The following is a 14,579-nucleotide window of genomic DNA, read 5'->3' as shown; positions in this document are numbered from 1 at the left end:
CGCCGTCCCTCCGATTCGAAAGCACGAGAGGCAGCCATGGCGAGCGAAATGGAAACGGCGATCTATGCGGCCCTGCTGGGCATGACCGATTCGGAGCTGGTAGAGGCCGCTCTGCTGCCGCCGCGCCCTTTCGCCCCCGATCACCTGCCGCGCGCGCCGCGCCTGCGCACCCTGATCAGTGCCACGCTGCTGCGCGACATGCTGCCCGCGCAGACCATCATCGTCCGCAACGTCTCCGAACGCGGCATGTGCCTTGCCTGCAAGGGCGCCTCCGGGAACGGCGGCTACAAGGCCCTGCCGCTCGGCGACGAGATCGTCTGCATCCGCCTGCCCGAGAATGTCGAGCATCTTGCCCAGGTCCGCTGGGTGGAAGGCCATGCCTTCGGGGTCGAGCTGTTCTGTACGCTGGATGTCGAAGCGCTTGGCGCTGCCAATCGGCGGCGCAATGTCCACTTCCTGCATATGCTGGAGCCGGACGGTGCCGCGACCGCGATGGGCGATGGGGCCGTCCGGGATCAGTAGTACTTGAAGGCGGTGATCACGCCGCCGCGGGTGTCGCACTTGAAGGTCTTCTTCACCGTCTTGGTGGTTCCGTCCTTCTTGCGCAGCACGACATCGACGAGCGCCCGCACCGAGGCGCGGTCGTCGCTCTTCTTGTCGGTGTCTTCCACCTGGCGCATTTCCACGTCCACCGCGCCCAGCTTTGCGCCCCGGGCCTTGGCCTCGGTCATGCAGGCGGCCACGGCCCGGTCGCGCGCATCGGCTTCGGAGGGGACTGCAGGGGCTGCCGGCGCCGCGGGCGGCGTCGGATCCTGGCTCCAGGCGCGCGGCACGATGGCACAGGCCAGCAGGAGGAAGCTGGCGCCGCTGAAGACTTTCCAAGACTGATCCTGCATGAGCCTCTCCCTCTCGCTGCCACAGCGGCAACGAGGGAGGATCATGCGCGCAGGATGGCAGCTACCCTATCGGGGCAAATACCGAGACGGCCTGATGCCTTCCCTTATCGCCGGCCACCGGCCGAGCCCCCTATCGGCCGGGGTGGACCAGGCGCCCGAACGAATCAGGCGCCTGAGCCGGTCAAGCACTCGGGCCGGTCAGGCGCCCAGGCCGATCAGGCAATGGTCGGCAGGATGCCGCCCTCGGCCCGGATCGCCGCACCGTTGGTGACGGCCGCCAGCGGGCTGGCCAGGAAGGCGACCATGGCGGCAACCTCGTCCGCCTCGATCAGGCGGCGAATCAGCGAGAGCGGGCGCAGCTTGGTGAAGAATTCCTCTTCGCGCTCCGCTTCCGAGGCGTCCTTGTTCTCCACCACCGAGCGGATGAACTCGACGATCCCTTCCGACCGCGTGGGCCCCGGCAGCACCGAGTTCACGGTAACCTGCGTGCCGCGCGTGGCGTCCGCCATGCCGCGCGCCACGGCCAGTTGCGCCGTCTTGGTCATGCCGTAGTGGACCATCTCACCCGGCGTCATCAGGCCGCTCTCGCTGGAGATGAAGATCACCCGCCCCCAATCGCGCTCCAGCATGCCCGGGAAATAGTGGCGCGAAAGCCGGATCCCGCTGAGGACGTTGACGTCGAAGATCTCGCGCCATTCCTCGTCGGTGATTTCCACGAAGGGGCGCGCCTCGTAGATGCCCAGGTTGTTGACCAGGATGTCCACCTGGGGGACCGCCTCCGTCAGCGCCCTGGCCCCTTCGGCCGTTGCCGGGTCGGCCAGCACGGCACGCACTTTGCCCAGCTGGCCCACGGTATGGGCAGCGGCATCGAGCTTGGCCTGGTTGCGGCCGGTGACGATGACTTCGGCGCCTTCCGCCGCCAGCTTCGCGGCGATGGCAAGGCCGATGCCGGCGGTCGATCCGGTTACGAGCGCAGTCTTTCCGGCGATCTTGAGATCCATGAAGCTATCCTTCTTGCAAACTTGCGGTGTCGGAGCGCTAGATAAGGGAAAGAATGAAAGCCGATTAGGACCGCTTCAAGCCGGTCAGTTTTGCTTCCGGCGCACAGATGCGGTCAGGACCAGGTGGCTTCGGGCGGCAGGCTCATGAGGATCGCGTCGATATTGCCCCCGGTCTTCAGGCCGAACAGCGTGCCCCTGTCGTATACCAGATTGAATTCGGCATAGCGACCGCGCCATTCCAGCTGCACGGCCTTGTCACCGGCGGTGAAGTCCAGCCCCATGCGCCTGCGCACCAGGCGCGGGAACACCGCGAGGAAAGCCTCTCCCACGGCGCGGGTGAAGGCGAAGTTCGCCTCCCATTCCGCCGCGTCGGCGCATTCGAGGTGGTCGTAGAAGATGCCGCCGACACCGCGATGAACCTTGCGGTGCGGGATGTAGAAATAGTCGTCCGCCCAGGCCTTGTAGCGGTCATAGTAGCCCGCCCCGTGCGCATCGCAGGCCGCCTTTAGCTCGGCGTGGAACTCTTCCGTATCCTGCGCATAGGGGATCGGCGGGTTGAGATCGGCGCCGCCGCCGAACCAGGCCTTGGTCGTCGTGAGGAAGCGCGTGTTCATGTGCACGGCCGGGACGTGAGGATTGGCCATATGCGCGACCAGACTGATGCCCGTGGCCGAAAAGGCGTTCTGCTCGGCCGAGGCGCCGTTGATCGTGCCGGCAAAGTCCTTCGACAGTGCCCCCACGACGGTGGAGACGTTCACGCCGACTTTCTCGAAGACCTTGCCCTTCATCAGCCCGCGCGTGCCACCGCCGGTCTCGGCACCGGCCTCGCCTTCCCCGCGGCCCTCCACTGCAGCGCGCTGCCAGGGGGTATATTCGAAAACCGCCGAAGACCCCGCCTCCCGCTCGATCGCCTCGAACTCGGCGCAAATACGGTCGCGCAGGGTTTCGAACCACGCGCGGGCTCGGCCGGTTTGGTCATTCCAGTCTTGGGCAATCCTGTCGGTCATCGCATTTCCTCTTCCGCCGGGCGCTTGCCAAATCGCACGGCCTGCGGCAAGGGAAAGCCATGGTTCCCTTTTCGTTCCTTTCACAGGAGTTGCAACTGGTCCCGCCGCCCGCCGGGTCTCCGACCGGTTCCGGGGCCGCGCGGGGCGCCGCGCTCTACTGGCCGCGCGAACAGGCGCTGCTGGTGGCGGACCTGCACCTGGAAAAGGCCAGCTATTTTGCCCGGGGCGGGCAGATGCTCCCTCCCTACGACAGCCGCGAGACGCTGGAACGTATCGCACTGGCGGTACGGCAGACCGGCGCGCGCCGGGTTTTCGCGCTGGGGGACAACTTCCACGACAGCAAGGGGACCGAGCGGCTCGATCCCCATGCCGCCGGAATGCTGGGCGCTCTCACCCGCGCGCTCGACTGGGTGTGGATCACCGGCAACCACGACCCCCATCTCGGCAGCGAGGCTGGCGGCACGCGGGTAGAGGAAATCGAGGTCGCGGGTATCGCCCTGCGACACGAGGCGCGGCCGGGCACCACCGGCCCCGAACTTTCGGGCCATTTCCACCCGCGCCTCATCATCAACGCCCGCGGCCGACGAATCGCGCGGCCTTGCGTGGTCCACAGCGGCAATCGATTGATCCTGCCTGCTTTCGGCGCCCTGACGGGCGGCATGGACGCCGCCGATCCGGCGATTCTCAAGGCCCTGCAACCCGCGCGCGAGATCGACGCGATTCTCTCGGCAAAGGACCAGCTGCTGCGCTACCCCCTCTGGCGCGCGGCCGCCTGAGTACCTATATGCACTTTCGGTCTATCCGAGGGCCGAACAGAAACGGCTATCCGGTCGTTGTTTGCGGCACCGGCCCACTATCGGGCGTGAGCCCGGACAAGACACTTTAGGCGTCCTATAGATTTCCTTGAAATCGTGCTTTGCGTGTCGACGCGATTCGCATTAATGACGCCTCCACTCGCCTAGCGACAGAAACGATTCAGGAGAACGCTTATAGCACCCCCACCCCGGCGCATGATGACGCCACCGGTCAAGAGTGGCCCGCGCTACAATAACATGATCCAGTCGGACAAGGTCCGGGTTATCGACCAGGACGGCGAGAACATCGGCGTCATGTATACGCGCCAGGCGATCGAACAGGCGGCCGAAGTCGGCCTCGACCTGGTTGAGGTCTCGCCCAACGCGGATCCGCCGGTGTGCAAGTTCCTGGATGTCGGCAAGTTCCGGTACGAGGCCCAGAAAAAGGCCAATGCCGCGCGCAAGACCCAGAAGACGCAGGAGATCAAAGAGATCAAGATGCGTCCGAACATCGACGATCACGACTACGACACGAAGATGCGCAACGTCCATCGGTTCATTCTCGATGGCGACAAGGTGAAGGTCACCCTGCGCTTCCGCGGTCGTGAGCTTTCGCACCAGCAGCTGGGCATGAACCTGCTGCGCAAGGTGCAGGAAGACGTCGCGGATATTGCCAAGGTTGAAGCCTATCCGCGCATGGAAGGCCGCCAGATGCTGATGGTGCTTTCGCCCAAGTAAGCATTCGGCCCGTCATTCACGGCAAAAACACGAAGAGCGCGCCGCAAGGCGCGCTCTTTGTCTATGGGCCGCATGTTATTTACGGGCCGCATGGTCATGGCCGTCCTAATGACGAATGACCGGGATCAGCCGTGAGCCGCGCCCGGCTTCCCGGCGCTCAGCCCTTCCACTCCCGGCGCTCTTCCGCCGCGCGCAGGACTTCATAGGCCAGCTGGTAGGTCTGGAACGCCTTGGCCGCCTCGGGATCGTTGGGCTTCACATCGGGGTGCACTTCCTTGGCCTTCGTCCGCCAGGCCCTGCGCACCGCATCGAACTCCGCATCGGGGTCGAGACCCAGCGCTTCCAGCGCGCGCAATTCGTCGCGGCTGCGCGAACCGTCGCCGGAGCCTCCCCAGCCATAGTGCGCCGATTCCTTGAATCCCGCGCTCTCGGTGCGCTCGTCCGATTCCCGGCGCGCTGCCTCTTCGGCGTCGAGCCCGGCGAAATAGTCCCACCCCGCGTTGTATTCCGCGGCATGCTTCTGACAGAAGTACCAGCGATCCGGGCTGTTCGGGCTCTTAGGAGCGGGGCAATTGCCCGGCTCGGTGCAACCATGCCGATCGCACAGGCGCACTTGCGCAGCCTCGCGCGAGCTGCCGTAGCTGCGCCAGCGCGGGAAACCCCAATCCATCGATCGACCTGCGCGACTCATTCGAAGGGCGATACCTGCCGACCCGAAGCCAATGCAAGTGCGTAAGGCTCAAGGTCCATGCGGGAATTCCGGTTCCAGCCGGCCCGGCAGCCGGGAATCGCGGGGATCCCTCATGCAAAAGGCCCGGCTCGCCATCGCGAACCGGGCCTTCTTCACATCTTGCGACCGAGCGATCAGTCTACCGTGACGGTAACCGCGCGGCGGTTCTGGGCCCAGGAGGCTTCGTCCGAACCCAGAGCGATCGGGCGTTCCTTGCCGTAGCTCACGGTGTTCAGGCGCGAGGCGTCGATGCCCAGGCTGATGAGGTAGTTCTTGGCCGCATTGGCGCGGCGCTCGCCCAGGGCGAGGTTGTATTCGCGGGTGCCGCGTTCGTCGGCATGGCCTTCGATCGTGGCGCGCTTGTTCGGGTACTGCTGCAGCCACTGGGCCTGCTTCGACAGCGCCGCCTGGTCAGCCGAATCGACGGTATCTTCGTTCAGCTGGAAGTAGATGGTGTCCGAACCCATCATGCGGGCCACGAAATCGGCCTGGCTGCCCGGCTGCGGGCCGCTGGGCGGCGGCGTGGTCTGGGTGGTGGTGGCCGGGCCCGGCTCGGGCGGCAGTTCCTTGGGCGCCTTGGACGCGCAAGCCGACATGGCAAGGGCCCCGGCGAGGAGGAGCATTGTCGATCCGGTCTTCACATGACGGGGGTACATGAGGGCAGGCATGAGGCAATCTCCTATCGTGCGCAGCCAATTATGAATGGCCTGCGTAGTTTGAAGTTCCGATTAATTTATTACCCTGTCAACCTGAACGAACGCCCCGTCTTGGGCACGTCGTCCAGGCAGATCTGACAGGGCGCTGGTCTCAGAGGGTAATCAGGGGCGAACGGGGCCCCATGCCGGGTCCGAGGCACCCACCGGGGTCGGCAGCCTGCGCTCGTTGCGGCCGGTGAGATCGACCTGCCAGATGGAGGTCGTGCCCGCCGTCTTCGCGGTACGGAAGAACTGGATGATGCGGCCGTTGGGCGACCAGGTCGGCGCTTCGTCCTGCCACGAATCCGTGAGGTGGCGCATGCCGCCGCCGTTCGGGTTCATGACGGCGATGCGCAAGTTGCCGGCAACATGGGTGAAAGCGATCTGGTCGCCGCGCGGGCTCCATTCGGGCGTGGCCGAGCGGCCGCCGAAGAAGCTGATGCGGCGCTGGTTGGAACCATCCGCGCCCATCACATAGATCTGCTGGTTGCCCGAGCGGTCGCTCTCGAACACGATCTGGCTGCCGTCGGGCGAATAGGACCCGCCGATCGAGATGCCCGGCGTGTTGGTCAGGCGCTGCGGCGTGCCGCCCCCGGCCGACGAGATACGATAGATGTCGGTATTGCCGCCCGAAGCCATCGAATAGAGCACCCACTTGCCGTCAGGCGACCAGCGCGGCGCCATCGTGGGGTTGCCGGTGCGGGCGATCAGCTTCTGGGTGTTGCTGCCCAGGTCGTAGACATAGATGCTCGGCTGCCCGTTGAGGTAGGACAGATAGAGAATCTTCGAATAGTCCGGCGAATAGCGAGGGGTCAGCGCGGTGGACTGGCCGCTGGTCAGGTAGCGGTGGTTCGCGCCGTCCGAATCCATGATCGCCAGGCGCTTCATGCGGTGGTCCTTGGGACCGGTCTCGGCGATATAGGCGATCTTGGAATCGAAGAACGGGCTCTCGCCCGACAGGCGCGAGTAGACCATGTCGGCGCACTTGTGCGCGGCGCGGCGCCAGTCCGCAGGCGGAACCTGCCAGCCGCCCTTTACGAGCTGCTGCTTCAGCGCCACGTCGTAGAGATAGCAGCCCACCGTGAGCTGGCCACCGGCGCCGGCGCGGACATAGCCCTGCACCAGCATGTCGGCGCTGCGGGCCGACCATACCGGAAAGTCCGGGGTCTGGATCTGGGCATAGACCGGCTGCGGCAGACCGTCCGGGCCCGAGGGCTTGAACAGGCCGTTGTTCTTGAGATCCGCGGCGACCACTTGCGACAGCGCCCGGCCGAGTGCGGCGGTGGAGCCGGCATTGGTGCCGGTGGGCACGTCGGCATCGGTCGCGAAGGTGGTGATGGCGATGCCGAGGTCCTGCCAGTCGCTATCGTCCGAGACGGTCACCTGAAGGCCGCCATCCTCGTCGGCAGGCGCGGCAGGCGCGCCGGGCGCCGCGGGAGCGGGCTGGACGGGCGTTGCCGGCGGGGCGCTCTGCGCGAGAGCTGCCACGGAACCGGAAAGCAGCAGGCCAAATGCAGCAAGGTGGATGATCTTTTTCATTGCGATAGCCTTCTGTCGAAGTTGGTCGTGATGACCTTCCAACCGTTGTAGAGGTCTTCCGGCAGATTGAACGGGGCGGCAAGTTTCACGGCGCGGATCGCCTGTTCCTGGTGCCGCTGGACTTGCGCCGAATTGGCCGCGTTCTGGCCGGTCGTGCGCAGGACCTGCGGCTCCCCGTCGAGGCTGCCATCCTTGTTGAGGCGGAAGCGCACGGTCGTCACCAGAAGTTCCGCATCGGCGCCTTGCGGGGCCGCCCAGTGGGGCTTGAGCTGGCGGCTGATCGCGCCGTTGAGCGCGGAAACCGCTGCCGGGCCGAGCGCCGCGGCCGGCTGGCCCTTGCCCTGCGTCGAGGTGGCACCCGAAACGCCCGACAGGAAGTCGGCGCCAACGCGGCTGCCGCCTGCCTTCTTGGGCGGCGTGGTGGCCTTGCTCGCGGACGAACCGGGCTTGCCCACGATCCGGTCGATCGCGCTGTCACGGCTGGCGGGCGCCTTGGGTGCGGGCTTGGCCGGAGCCTTCTTCGGCGGCGCGGGCTTTTCGGCGGGCTTCGGCGGCGCCGGCTTGGGGGGCGCGGGCTTCGGAGCAGGCTTCGGAGCGGGACGCGGCGCAGGCCGGGGTTGGGGCGGCTGCGGGCGCGGCGCGGGCGCCGGCGGCACCGGCGCGGGCTGCGGCTCCGGACGGGGCTGAGGCTGAGGCTCGGGGGCTGGAGCGGGAGCCGGCGGCGGGGCCGCTTCGCCCAGTTCCGGCGCCATGTCCGGCGCGGCCTGGCTATAGGGGTCGGGCGAGGTGGACGTCATGCCCACCTGGTCGCTCAGTGTCACTTCGATGCGCTGAGGCGGCTTCACCACCTCGTTCTGCGCCGGGCGCAGCACCATCACCGCCAGCACCGCCACATGCAGTGCGACAGCCAGCGTAAGGCCCAGCCCTTCGTCCTTGCGCAATCCCAGCATTGCCATCGTGCCAGCCTAACTCAGCCGCCTGAACCGCTGCTGACACCCGTCACCAGCGAGATCGACGTGAATCCGGCGTGGTTGAGTTCCCCCATCACGTCGATCACCCGGCCATAGTCGAGCGCCTTGTCGGCGCGCAGGGTGACTTGCGGCTTGCGGCCATCGGCACCGTCCGGAACCGAAGCGAGACGCTCCGCCAGTTCGCCGGGCGCCAGTGCCTCGGTCTCGTAATAGATCGTGCCGTCGCGCTGGACCGAGATCGTGATCTGGTCCTGCTCCTCGTTCATGGCCTTGGCGCGGCTGTCGGGCAGCTCGATCGGCACCGCGGCCTTGAGCAGCGGCGCAGTGACCATGAAGATGATCAGCAGCACCAGCATGACGTCGACCAGCGGCGTCACGTTGATTTCGGCCATCGGCGTGCGTCCGCCGCCGCTACGGCGCCCGCGCCTGCCGCCGCCGGATAGGCCCATCCCCATCAGCGCTGCTCCAGCTCACGCGTGAGCGCGGAGTGCAGGCGATCGGCGAAGCGCTGCAGGCGCGATTCGAACAGGTTCACGCGGTGCGAGAAGCGGTTGTAGGCGATGACCGCCGGGATGGCCGCGAACAGGCCGATGGCGGTGGCGAACAGCGCTTCGGAAATGCCGGGGGCAACCACGGCGAGCGAGGAGTTCTGCTGCTGGCCGATCTGGAAGAAGCTGTTCATGATGCCCCAGACGGTCCCGAACAGGCCCACGAAAGGCGCCACCGAACCCACGGTCGCCAGGAAGTTCAGGCGATTGGAGATGCGGTCGCTCTCCTCGCCGACCGAGGAGGTCATGGCCAGGCCGATGCGCTCGCGCGCGCCTTCGGGGTCGAACTTGGGCATGGCGGCATTGCGGCGCCATTCGGCCAGGCCCGCGCCGGCGACTTTGCCCATCGGCACGTCGCCGCGGCGGCGTTCCTTCTGGTAGGCCTCGAAGTTCTGGGCTTCCCAGAAGCCTTCCTCGTAATCCGCGCATTTGCGGTTGAGGCTGCCGATGCGCAGCATGAAGCTGATGATGATGGCCCAGACCCAGACGCTCGCCAGGATCAGCCCGGCCATGATCGCCTGCACGACGATATCGGCGTGGAGGAACAGTTTTACCGGATTGAGGTGATCGGAATCACTGCCGATGGTCACGGCAGAGGCGAGCAGTTCGAACGTCATTCTAGTCCTCTCGGATGCTCTTGCATGAGCGAGGCGAAAGCATGTTGCCAGGCGGCGGGCTGTTTGCGCGGTCGTCCTTCAGGACTGATGAACCCGACCTTTACCGTGGCTTCGGCAAGGCGAATTTCTCCGCGCCGCACGACTTGCCGAAGGGTGCAGCTCACCCTTCCGACCTGAAGCGCGTGAGTGTCGATCACGACCGCGTCGCCGAGGCGCGCGGGCGAGAGGTAGCGGATATTCACTTCCGCCACGGTGTAGAGCCCCTCCCCGGCCTCCAGCGCGGCGCGCTGGTCTATGCCGAGCAGGTCGAGCAGATCGGAGCGGGCCCGTTCCATCCAGCGGATATAGTTGGCGTGATAGACCACGCCGCCGGCGTCGGTGTCCTCGTAGAACACACGGAGCGCATAGCGGTGGGTCGGTCCATCGAGGACGCCGCTGGGGGGAAGAGGGTCGCTGCTCATGCCACCGGAATGTGTAGCGGGCGAGACCGGCAGCGCAATCCGTTCGTCGCACTTATCCCGCGCGTGCGGGCGGATGGACGGTTAATTGCGTCGTAATTGTCGGATTTGTCGTTGCCTGGCGTCGGCATGGCCCCGGATCGGGTCCGGGACCATGTGCAGACTTCCAGATCCGCGCCTTACTCCGCGATCATCTGGAAGAACTGGCGGCCGCCGAAGATGTGGACGTGAAGATGCGGCACTTCCTGGTGGCCGTTGGTGCCCATGTTCACCATCAGGCGGTAGCCCGGCTCGTCGAGTTCGAGCTGGCGCGTCACATGGCCGACCGCGCGCATGAAGCCGGCGATTTCCGCATCGTCGGCATTGGCGGTGAAATCGTCCCAGGACACATGAGCGGCCTTGGGGATCACCAGCACATGGACCGGCGCCTGCGGGCGGATGTCGTTGAAAGCAAGCGCGAATTCGTCTTCGTAGACTTTGTCGCAAGGCAGCTCGCCGCGCAGGATCTTCGCGAAGATATTGTTATCGTCGTAGGGCAGCTTGGGGTCGATCGGCATGGGGTTCTCCCGGAGATGCGAATACGGGCGAGCATTCAGTCCGCGGCGCGAGCAGCTTTCTCGGCAATGCCGGAGATGCCGTTGCGGCGGTCAAGTTCTGCCAGCACGGCCGCGAAAGGCACGTCGCGCGCGCCCAGCAGGACCATGAGGTGGAAAATCAGGTCCGAGGCTTCGCCCACCAGCGCCTTGTCGTCCTCGGTCAGGGCGGCGATCACCGTTTCGGTGGCCTCTTCGCCCAGCTTCTGCGCGATCTTGCCCAGCCCCTTGGCATGCAGTTTGGCGACATAGCTGCTGTCGGGATCGGCGGCGCGGCGCGCGGCGATCGTTGCTTCGAGGCGGGCGAGAGTGTCGGGGCTGCTCATGCCATGCCCATGCGACGCGCGGGCGGCAGGGTCAAGGCCGGCCCGACATGCGCGGGGCGGCGATCAGTCCGGGCGCTTGGAGGAAAAGCGGCGGCCGATCGCCACGCCGGTGACGCCCAGGGCCAGGAGGAACAGTCCGCTCGGCTCCGGCAGGCGCGTGGCGTCGGCGGCGAAAGCCGGCAGGGGAACGAGGACCATCGCCGCAAAAGCGGGCAGGCAGCGGTAGCGAGGCACGGGGGGCTCCTGCGGGGGACTGTTGACAGGACCCATGGCAGGCCTGCCGGGAACGGCAAGGGATGATCGGAGCCTGTCCCGATCCGGGGCATGATCGGATGGGTCATTTCCGGCCCGTCGTCCCGGAAGACGCCCAGGCATCCGCCCTCACCCGCGCGCGGGCAATCCCGCCGCGCGCAGCGCCGCATGGGCCTCCGCGATCGAGTGCTTGCCGAAATGGAAGATCGAGGCCGCCAGCACGGCACTGGCCTTGCCCTCGGTCACGCCCGCCACGAGATGGTCGAGATTGCCCACCCCGCCGCTGGCGATCACCGGCACCGAGACGCTGTCCGCGATCAGCCGGGTGAGGTCGAGGTCGTAGCCGCTCTGCGTGCCATCGCCGTCCATCGAGGTGACGAGCAGCTCGCCCGCACCGTAGTCCGCAAGCTTCACCGCGTGTTCGAGCGCGTCGATCCCGGTGGCCTTGCGGCCGCCGTGAGTGAATATCTCCCACTTTCCGGGCGCAACCCTGCGCGCATCCACCGAGGCGACGATGCACTGCGATCCGAACTTCTCGGCAATGTCCGCCACCACTTCCGGCCGCGAAACGGCGGCGGAGTTGACCGCCACCTTGTCCGCGCCGGCCAGCAACAGGGCGCGGGCATCTTCGGCCGTGCGCACGCCGCCGCCGACGGTGAGCGGCATGAAGCAGACTTCGGCCGTGCGCTGCACCACGTCGAGCAGGGTGCCGCGCCCTTCGTGGCTGGCGGAAATATCGAGGAAGCACAATTCGTCGGCCCCGGCGGCGTCGTAGGCGCGCGCCTGTTCCACGGGATCGCCGGCATCGACGAGATCGACGAAGTTCACGCCCTTGACCACGCGCCCGTTGGCAACGTCGAGGCAGGGAATGACGCGGATGCGGACGGTCATGGGATCACTCCACCGGCTTGAAGAACAGCAGCACGCAGAACACGCCCACGGTCAGGCACACGGCGAGGTTGAACGCGGTGTAGCCCCAGAACTTGCGCGGATTCTCCTGAAGCGAGGTTTCCACTTTCGACCGCGCCCGGCTGAACAGCATCAGGCGCGCGCGGCCTTCGCGATAATCGCGCAGGGCATAGAGCGCGCCGGGCACGAAGATGGCCAGCGCCAGGACCGCGACGAGGCGGTTCTCGTTCACGCCTTCTCCGCCATGGCGATCGCGGCGGCCAGGTCCAGGCGCCCGTCGTAAAGCGCGCGGCCGGTTATCACGCCTTCGATGCCGTCACCGGCATGGAGCGCCAGCAGGCGAATGTCGTCGAGGCCCTTCACGCCGCCGCTGGCGATCACCGGCATGTCGGTGCGGCGGGCGAGATCGACGGTGGCGTCGATGTTGCAGCCCTTGAGCAGGCCATCGCGGCCAATGTCAGTGAAGAGCAGGCTGGCGACGCCCGCATCCTCGAAGCGTCGGGCCATGTCCACGATCGAGACGTCGGAGACTTCCGCCCAGCCCTCGGTCGCGACCATGCCGTCGCGCGCGTCCACGGCCACGACGATGCCGCCGGGATATTCGCGCGCCATGTCCTTGACGAACTGCGGGTCCTTCAGCGCGGCCGTGCCCATGACGATGCGCGAAACGCCCAGGTCGAACCAGCCGGCCACCGCCTCGCGCGTGCGAATGCCGCCGCCGAGCTGGACATGGCCGGGGAACGCTTCGAGGATCGCTTCCACCGCCTCGCGGTTCTCCGCCCGGCCCGCGAAAGAGCCGTCGAGATCGACGACGTGGAGATATTGCGAGCCCGCTTCGGCAAACAGCATGGCCTGCGCGGCGGGATTGTCGCCATAGACGGTGGCGCGGTCCATGTCGCCTTCGGCAAGGCGCACGACCTGGCCCTGCTTGAGGTCGATGGCGGGGAAAACGATCATCTCAGGGCTTCCATTCGAGGAAACGGGAAAGCAGCGCGAGGCCGTAGGCCTGGCTCTTTTCGGGGTGGAACTGCACGCCCACGATATTGTCCTTCGCCACGGCCGCGACCAGGCCGCCGCCATGGTCGGTCATGGCCGCCACATGCGCGCCGTCGTCGGGCTGGAAGTGGTAGGAATGCAGGAAATAGGCCTCGCCCGGCTCGATCAGGCCCTGTGCCGGGTCCTTGCGGCCGAGCGAAACGTCGTTCCAGCCCATGTGCGGGATCTTGATCGCAGGGTCGGTACGCTCGATGCGCTGGACCTGGCCGCCGATCCAGTCGAGCCCGCGCGTCACCCCGTGTTCCAGCCCGCGCGTGGCCAGCAGCTGCATGCCCACGCATATGCCAAGGAACGGCGCCCCGCCGACATGGACGCGCTCGGTCATCGCCTCCACCATGCCGCGAATGCCCCAGAGACCCTCGGCACAGGCGCGGAAGGAGCCGACACCGGGCAGGACGATACGGTCCGCCGCGCGCACCACGTCCGGATTGGCCGTGATCGCGACGTCTTCGGCCCCGGCCGCGCGCAGGGCATTGGCCACCGAGTGCAGATTGCCCGCGCCGTAGTCGATCAGCGCCAGGATCGGGCGGCCTGCCGTCATCCGGCGAGCCCGGCGACGCTGTCGTCAAGGAAGCCGTGCGCCCATTCGATCACTTCGAACTCGGCCACGCCGCCCGCCACGAACGGATCGGCGGCGGCGAGGATTTCCACCTCGTTGCGATTGCTGCCCTTCGCCAGGATGAGCCCGCCGTCACGCGGGACCTTGCGGCCCCAGCCGAGGAAATGGCCCGCCGCATGATTCGCGCGCAGCCAGGCGACATGATCGGCCAGCAGGCCGTCCACTTCCTCGACGGGGGCGGTGTAGCGAAGCGAGATGATGAAGCTGGCCATCAGAGCGTGTCCTGTCCGAGAATGCCCTTGGTGGAAGGAATCGCCCCGCCCTTGCGCGGGTCGAGTTCCACCGCGGTGCGCATCGCGCGCGCGAAGCCCTTGAAGATGCCTTCGCAGATGTGGTGGTTGTTGGAACCGTAGAGGAGTTCGATGTGCAGGGTGATGCCCACGGCCTGCGCGATCGAGTGGAACCAGTGCTCGACCATCTCGGTATCGAACTCGCCCAGCTTGTCCTGCGTGAAGCCGGCCTTCCAGACCAGGTAGGGGCGGCCCGAAATATCCAGAGAAACGCGGCTCAGGGCCTCGTCCATGGGCGAATGAACGTCACCGTAGCGGCCGATGCCCGCGCGGTCGCCCAGGGCCTGGCTGATGGCCTGGCCGATGGCGATGGCGCTGTCTTCGGTGGTGTGGTGCTGGTCCACATGGAGATCGCCCTTGATGCGGCAGGCGATGTCGATCAGCGAATGGCGGCTGAACTGCTCGATCATATGGTCGAGGAAGCCGATTCCGGTGGAAACCTGATAGGCCCCGGTGCCGTCGAGGTTGACCTCCACGGCGATGTCGGTCTCGTGAGTCTTGCGGGTGATCGAGGCAGTGCGCATGCCAAGGGCCTATAGC

The 14,579-nt window shown here is 66.6% G+C and carries 22 protein-coding genes; 3 read left to right on the top strand and 19 right to left on the bottom strand.

Going from position 1 to position 14,579, the window contains the following annotated elements; translation table 11 throughout:
* Positions 1-36 precede the first annotated feature (36 nt).
* On the top strand, positions 37-522 hold the full coding sequence (locus tag AC1VV3_RS12730) for a hypothetical protein (RefSeq protein ID WP_465128005.1): 486 nt from the start codon (positions 37-39) through the stop codon (positions 520-522).
* Here the strand turns inward: AC1VV3_RS12730 and AC1VV3_RS12725 are convergent.
* The 3 genes from AC1VV3_RS12725 to hemF form a co-directional block, all read right to left on the bottom strand.
* Positions 516-896 (bottom strand): hypothetical protein, encoded by a 381-nt coding sequence (locus AC1VV3_RS12725; protein WP_132268531.1) that lies wholly within the window; start codon positions 894-896, stop codon positions 516-518. The two genes, AC1VV3_RS12730 and AC1VV3_RS12725, sit on opposite strands and share 7 nt — an antisense overlap.
* A gap of 215 nt (positions 897-1,111) precedes the next feature.
* Entirely contained in the window at positions 1,112-1,897 is a 786-nt protein-coding gene (locus AC1VV3_RS12720; RefSeq protein ID WP_132268529.1) for an SDR family NAD(P)-dependent oxidoreductase, read from the bottom strand.
* 113 nt (positions 1,898-2,010) lie between these two features.
* Positions 2,011-2,904: an oxygen-dependent coproporphyrinogen oxidase gene (gene hemF / locus AC1VV3_RS12715; RefSeq protein WP_482961905.1), complete on the bottom strand. Its 894-nt coding sequence runs from the start codon at positions 2,902-2,904 to the stop codon at positions 2,011-2,013.
* 59 nt (positions 2,905-2,963) lie between these two features.
* Here hemF and pdeM point away from each other — a divergent pair, with 59 nt between their 5' ends.
* Together pdeM and infC are read left to right on the top strand one after the other, a co-directional pair.
* A complete protein-coding gene (gene pdeM / locus AC1VV3_RS12710; protein ID WP_465128003.1) occupies positions 2,964-3,680 on the top strand; it encodes a ligase-associated DNA damage response endonuclease PdeM in 717 nt (238 codons plus the stop codon).
* Between the two features lie 234 nt (positions 3,681-3,914).
* Entirely contained in the window at positions 3,915-4,436 is a 522-nt protein-coding gene (infC, locus tag AC1VV3_RS12705) for a translation initiation factor IF-3 (protein ID WP_132268524.1), read from the top strand.
* Positions 4,437-4,593: 157 nt separating this feature from the next.
* On the opposite strand, the gene AC1VV3_RS12700 is transcribed toward infC, so the two are convergent.
* From AC1VV3_RS12700 to hisB, 16 genes are all read right to left on the bottom strand, one after another.
* Complete coding sequence (locus tag AC1VV3_RS12700; RefSeq protein WP_132268522.1) at positions 4,594-5,127, bottom strand: J domain-containing protein; 534 nt, start codon at positions 5,125-5,127, stop codon at positions 4,594-4,596.
* 173 nt (positions 5,128-5,300) lie between these two features.
* A complete protein-coding gene (pal, locus tag AC1VV3_RS12695) occupies positions 5,301-5,789 on the bottom strand; it encodes a peptidoglycan-associated lipoprotein Pal (RefSeq protein ID WP_132268775.1) in 489 nt (162 codons plus the stop codon).
* 195 nt (positions 5,790-5,984) lie between these two features.
* Positions 5,985-7,400, bottom strand: coding sequence for a Tol-Pal system beta propeller repeat protein TolB (tolB, locus tag AC1VV3_RS12690; protein WP_465128002.1), 1,416 nt, complete (start codon positions 7,398-7,400; stop codon positions 5,985-5,987).
* The gene (locus tag AC1VV3_RS12685; protein WP_314463999.1) at positions 7,397-8,356 is read right to left on the bottom strand and encodes a hypothetical protein; all 960 of its coding nucleotides are present in this window, start codon (positions 8,354-8,356) and stop codon (positions 7,397-7,399) included. Before AC1VV3_RS12685 ends, tolB begins: the two co-directional genes overlap by 4 nt.
* 14 nt (positions 8,357-8,370) lie before the next feature.
* The gene (locus AC1VV3_RS12680; protein WP_132268516.1) at positions 8,371-8,826 is read right to left on the bottom strand and encodes an ExbD/TolR family protein; all 456 of its coding nucleotides are present in this window, start codon (positions 8,824-8,826) and stop codon (positions 8,371-8,373) included.
* A complete protein-coding gene (gene tolQ, locus AC1VV3_RS12675) occupies positions 8,826-9,536 on the bottom strand; it encodes a protein TolQ (RefSeq protein WP_132268514.1) in 711 nt (236 codons plus the stop codon). The genes AC1VV3_RS12680 and tolQ overlap by 1 nt, the downstream gene beginning before the upstream one ends.
* Positions 9,533-9,997 carry a YbgC/FadM family acyl-CoA thioesterase gene (locus tag AC1VV3_RS12670; RefSeq protein WP_132268513.1) on the bottom strand — a complete coding sequence of 155 codons (465 nt, stop codon included), beginning with the start codon at positions 9,995-9,997 and terminating at the stop codon, positions 9,533-9,535. The genes tolQ and AC1VV3_RS12670 overlap by 4 nt, the downstream gene beginning before the upstream one ends.
* A gap of 176 nt (positions 9,998-10,173) precedes the next feature.
* A complete protein-coding gene (locus AC1VV3_RS12665) occupies positions 10,174-10,551 on the bottom strand; it encodes a histidine triad nucleotide-binding protein (RefSeq protein WP_132268511.1) in 378 nt (125 codons plus the stop codon).
* A 35-nt stretch (positions 10,552-10,586) separates the two neighbouring features.
* Entirely contained in the window at positions 10,587-10,913 is a 327-nt protein-coding gene (locus tag AC1VV3_RS12660) for a phosphoribosyl-ATP diphosphatase (protein ID WP_465128001.1), read from the bottom strand.
* Between the two features lie 63 nt (positions 10,914-10,976).
* A complete protein-coding gene (locus tag AC1VV3_RS12655) occupies positions 10,977-11,147 on the bottom strand; it encodes a PEP-CTERM sorting domain-containing protein (protein ID WP_166675222.1) in 171 nt (56 codons plus the stop codon).
* A 147-nt stretch (positions 11,148-11,294) separates the two neighbouring features.
* Positions 11,295-12,056 carry an imidazole glycerol phosphate synthase subunit HisF gene (gene hisF, locus AC1VV3_RS12650; protein WP_314464007.1) on the bottom strand — a complete coding sequence of 254 codons (762 nt, stop codon included), beginning with the start codon at positions 12,054-12,056 and terminating at the stop codon, positions 11,295-11,297.
* A 4-nt stretch (positions 12,057-12,060) separates the two neighbouring features.
* On the bottom strand, positions 12,061-12,306 hold the full coding sequence (locus AC1VV3_RS12645) for a hypothetical protein (protein ID WP_132268505.1): 246 nt from the start codon (positions 12,304-12,306) through the stop codon (positions 12,061-12,063).
* Positions 12,303-13,031, bottom strand: coding sequence for a 1-(5-phosphoribosyl)-5-[(5-phosphoribosylamino)methylideneamino]imidazole-4-carboxamide isomerase (gene hisA / locus AC1VV3_RS12640; RefSeq protein WP_132268503.1), 729 nt, complete (start codon positions 13,029-13,031; stop codon positions 12,303-12,305). Before hisA ends, AC1VV3_RS12645 begins: the two co-directional genes overlap by 4 nt.
* 1 nt (position 13,032) lies before the next feature.
* Positions 13,033-13,671, bottom strand: a complete 639-nt coding sequence (gene hisH / locus AC1VV3_RS12635) for an imidazole glycerol phosphate synthase subunit HisH (protein WP_134094000.1) — start codon at positions 13,669-13,671, stop codon at positions 13,033-13,035.
* Positions 13,668-13,961, bottom strand: coding sequence for a YciI family protein (locus tag AC1VV3_RS12630; RefSeq protein WP_132268499.1), 294 nt, complete (start codon positions 13,959-13,961; stop codon positions 13,668-13,670). The genes hisH and AC1VV3_RS12630 overlap by 4 nt, the downstream gene beginning before the upstream one ends.
* Positions 13,961-14,563, bottom strand: coding sequence for an imidazoleglycerol-phosphate dehydratase HisB (gene hisB, locus AC1VV3_RS12625; protein WP_132268497.1), 603 nt, complete (start codon positions 14,561-14,563; stop codon positions 13,961-13,963). Before hisB ends, AC1VV3_RS12630 begins: the two co-directional genes overlap by 1 nt.
* Positions 14,564-14,579 lie beyond the last annotated feature (16 nt).

It is taken from the genome of Novosphingobium sp. BL-S-34, from assembly GCF_056857015.1.
Note: the sequence above shows the minus strand (reverse complement) of the source record. Positions and strands in the feature narration are given on the sequence as shown.

Coding starts and splice junctions, on each gene's coding strand:
- infC (WP_132268524.1), top strand. CDS start 3,915: ATGATGACGCCACCGGTCAAGAGTGGCCCGCGCTACAATAACATGATC.
- hisB (WP_132268497.1), bottom strand. CDS start 14,563: ATGCGCACTGCCTCGATCACCCGCAAGACTCACGAGACCGACATCGCC.
- AC1VV3_RS12725 (WP_132268531.1), bottom strand. CDS start 896: ATGCAGGATCAGTCTTGGAAAGTCTTCAGCGGCGCCAGCTTCCTCCTG.
- AC1VV3_RS12660 (WP_465128001.1), bottom strand. CDS start 10,913: ATGAGCAGCCCCGACACTCTCGCCCGCCTCGAAGCAACGATCGCCGCG.
- pdeM (WP_465128003.1), top strand. CDS start 2,964: ATGGTTCCCTTTTCGTTCCTTTCACAGGAGTTGCAACTGGTCCCGCCG.
- hisF (WP_314464007.1), bottom strand. CDS start 12,056: ATGACCGTCCGCATCCGCGTCATTCCCTGCCTCGACGTTGCCAACGGG.
- AC1VV3_RS12730 (WP_465128005.1), top strand. CDS start 37: ATGGCGAGCGAAATGGAAACGGCGATCTATGCGGCCCTGCTGGGCATG.
- AC1VV3_RS12700 (WP_132268522.1), bottom strand. CDS start 5,127: ATGAGTCGCGCAGGTCGATCGATGGATTGGGGTTTCCCGCGCTGGCGC.
- pal (WP_132268775.1), bottom strand. CDS start 5,789: ATGCTCCTCCTCGCCGGGGCCCTTGCCATGTCGGCTTGCGCGTCCAAG.
- hisA (WP_132268503.1), bottom strand. CDS start 13,031: ATGATCGTTTTCCCCGCCATCGACCTCAAGCAGGGCCAGGTCGTGCGC.
- tolQ (WP_132268514.1), bottom strand. CDS start 9,536: ATGACGTTCGAACTGCTCGCCTCTGCCGTGACCATCGGCAGTGATTCC.
- AC1VV3_RS12685 (WP_314463999.1), bottom strand. CDS start 8,356: ATGGCAATGCTGGGATTGCGCAAGGACGAAGGGCTGGGCCTTACGCTG.
- AC1VV3_RS12680 (WP_132268516.1), bottom strand. CDS start 8,826: ATGGGGATGGGCCTATCCGGCGGCGGCAGGCGCGGGCGCCGTAGCGGC.
- AC1VV3_RS12720 (WP_132268529.1), bottom strand. CDS start 1,897: ATGGATCTCAAGATCGCCGGAAAGACTGCGCTCGTAACCGGATCGACC.
- hisH (WP_134094000.1), bottom strand. CDS start 13,671: ATGACGGCAGGCCGCCCGATCCTGGCGCTGATCGACTACGGCGCGGGC.
- hemF (WP_482961905.1), bottom strand. CDS start 2,904: ATGACCGACAGGATTGCCCAAGACTGGAATGACCAAACCGGCCGAGCC.
- tolB (WP_465128002.1), bottom strand. CDS start 7,400: ATGAAAAAGATCATCCACCTTGCTGCATTTGGCCTGCTGCTTTCCGGT.
- AC1VV3_RS12630 (WP_132268499.1), bottom strand. CDS start 13,961: ATGGCCAGCTTCATCATCTCGCTTCGCTACACCGCCCCCGTCGAGGAA.
- AC1VV3_RS12670 (WP_132268513.1), bottom strand. CDS start 9,997: ATGAGCAGCGACCCTCTTCCCCCCAGCGGCGTCCTCGATGGACCGACC.
- AC1VV3_RS12665 (WP_132268511.1), bottom strand. CDS start 10,551: ATGCCGATCGACCCCAAGCTGCCCTACGACGATAACAATATCTTCGCG.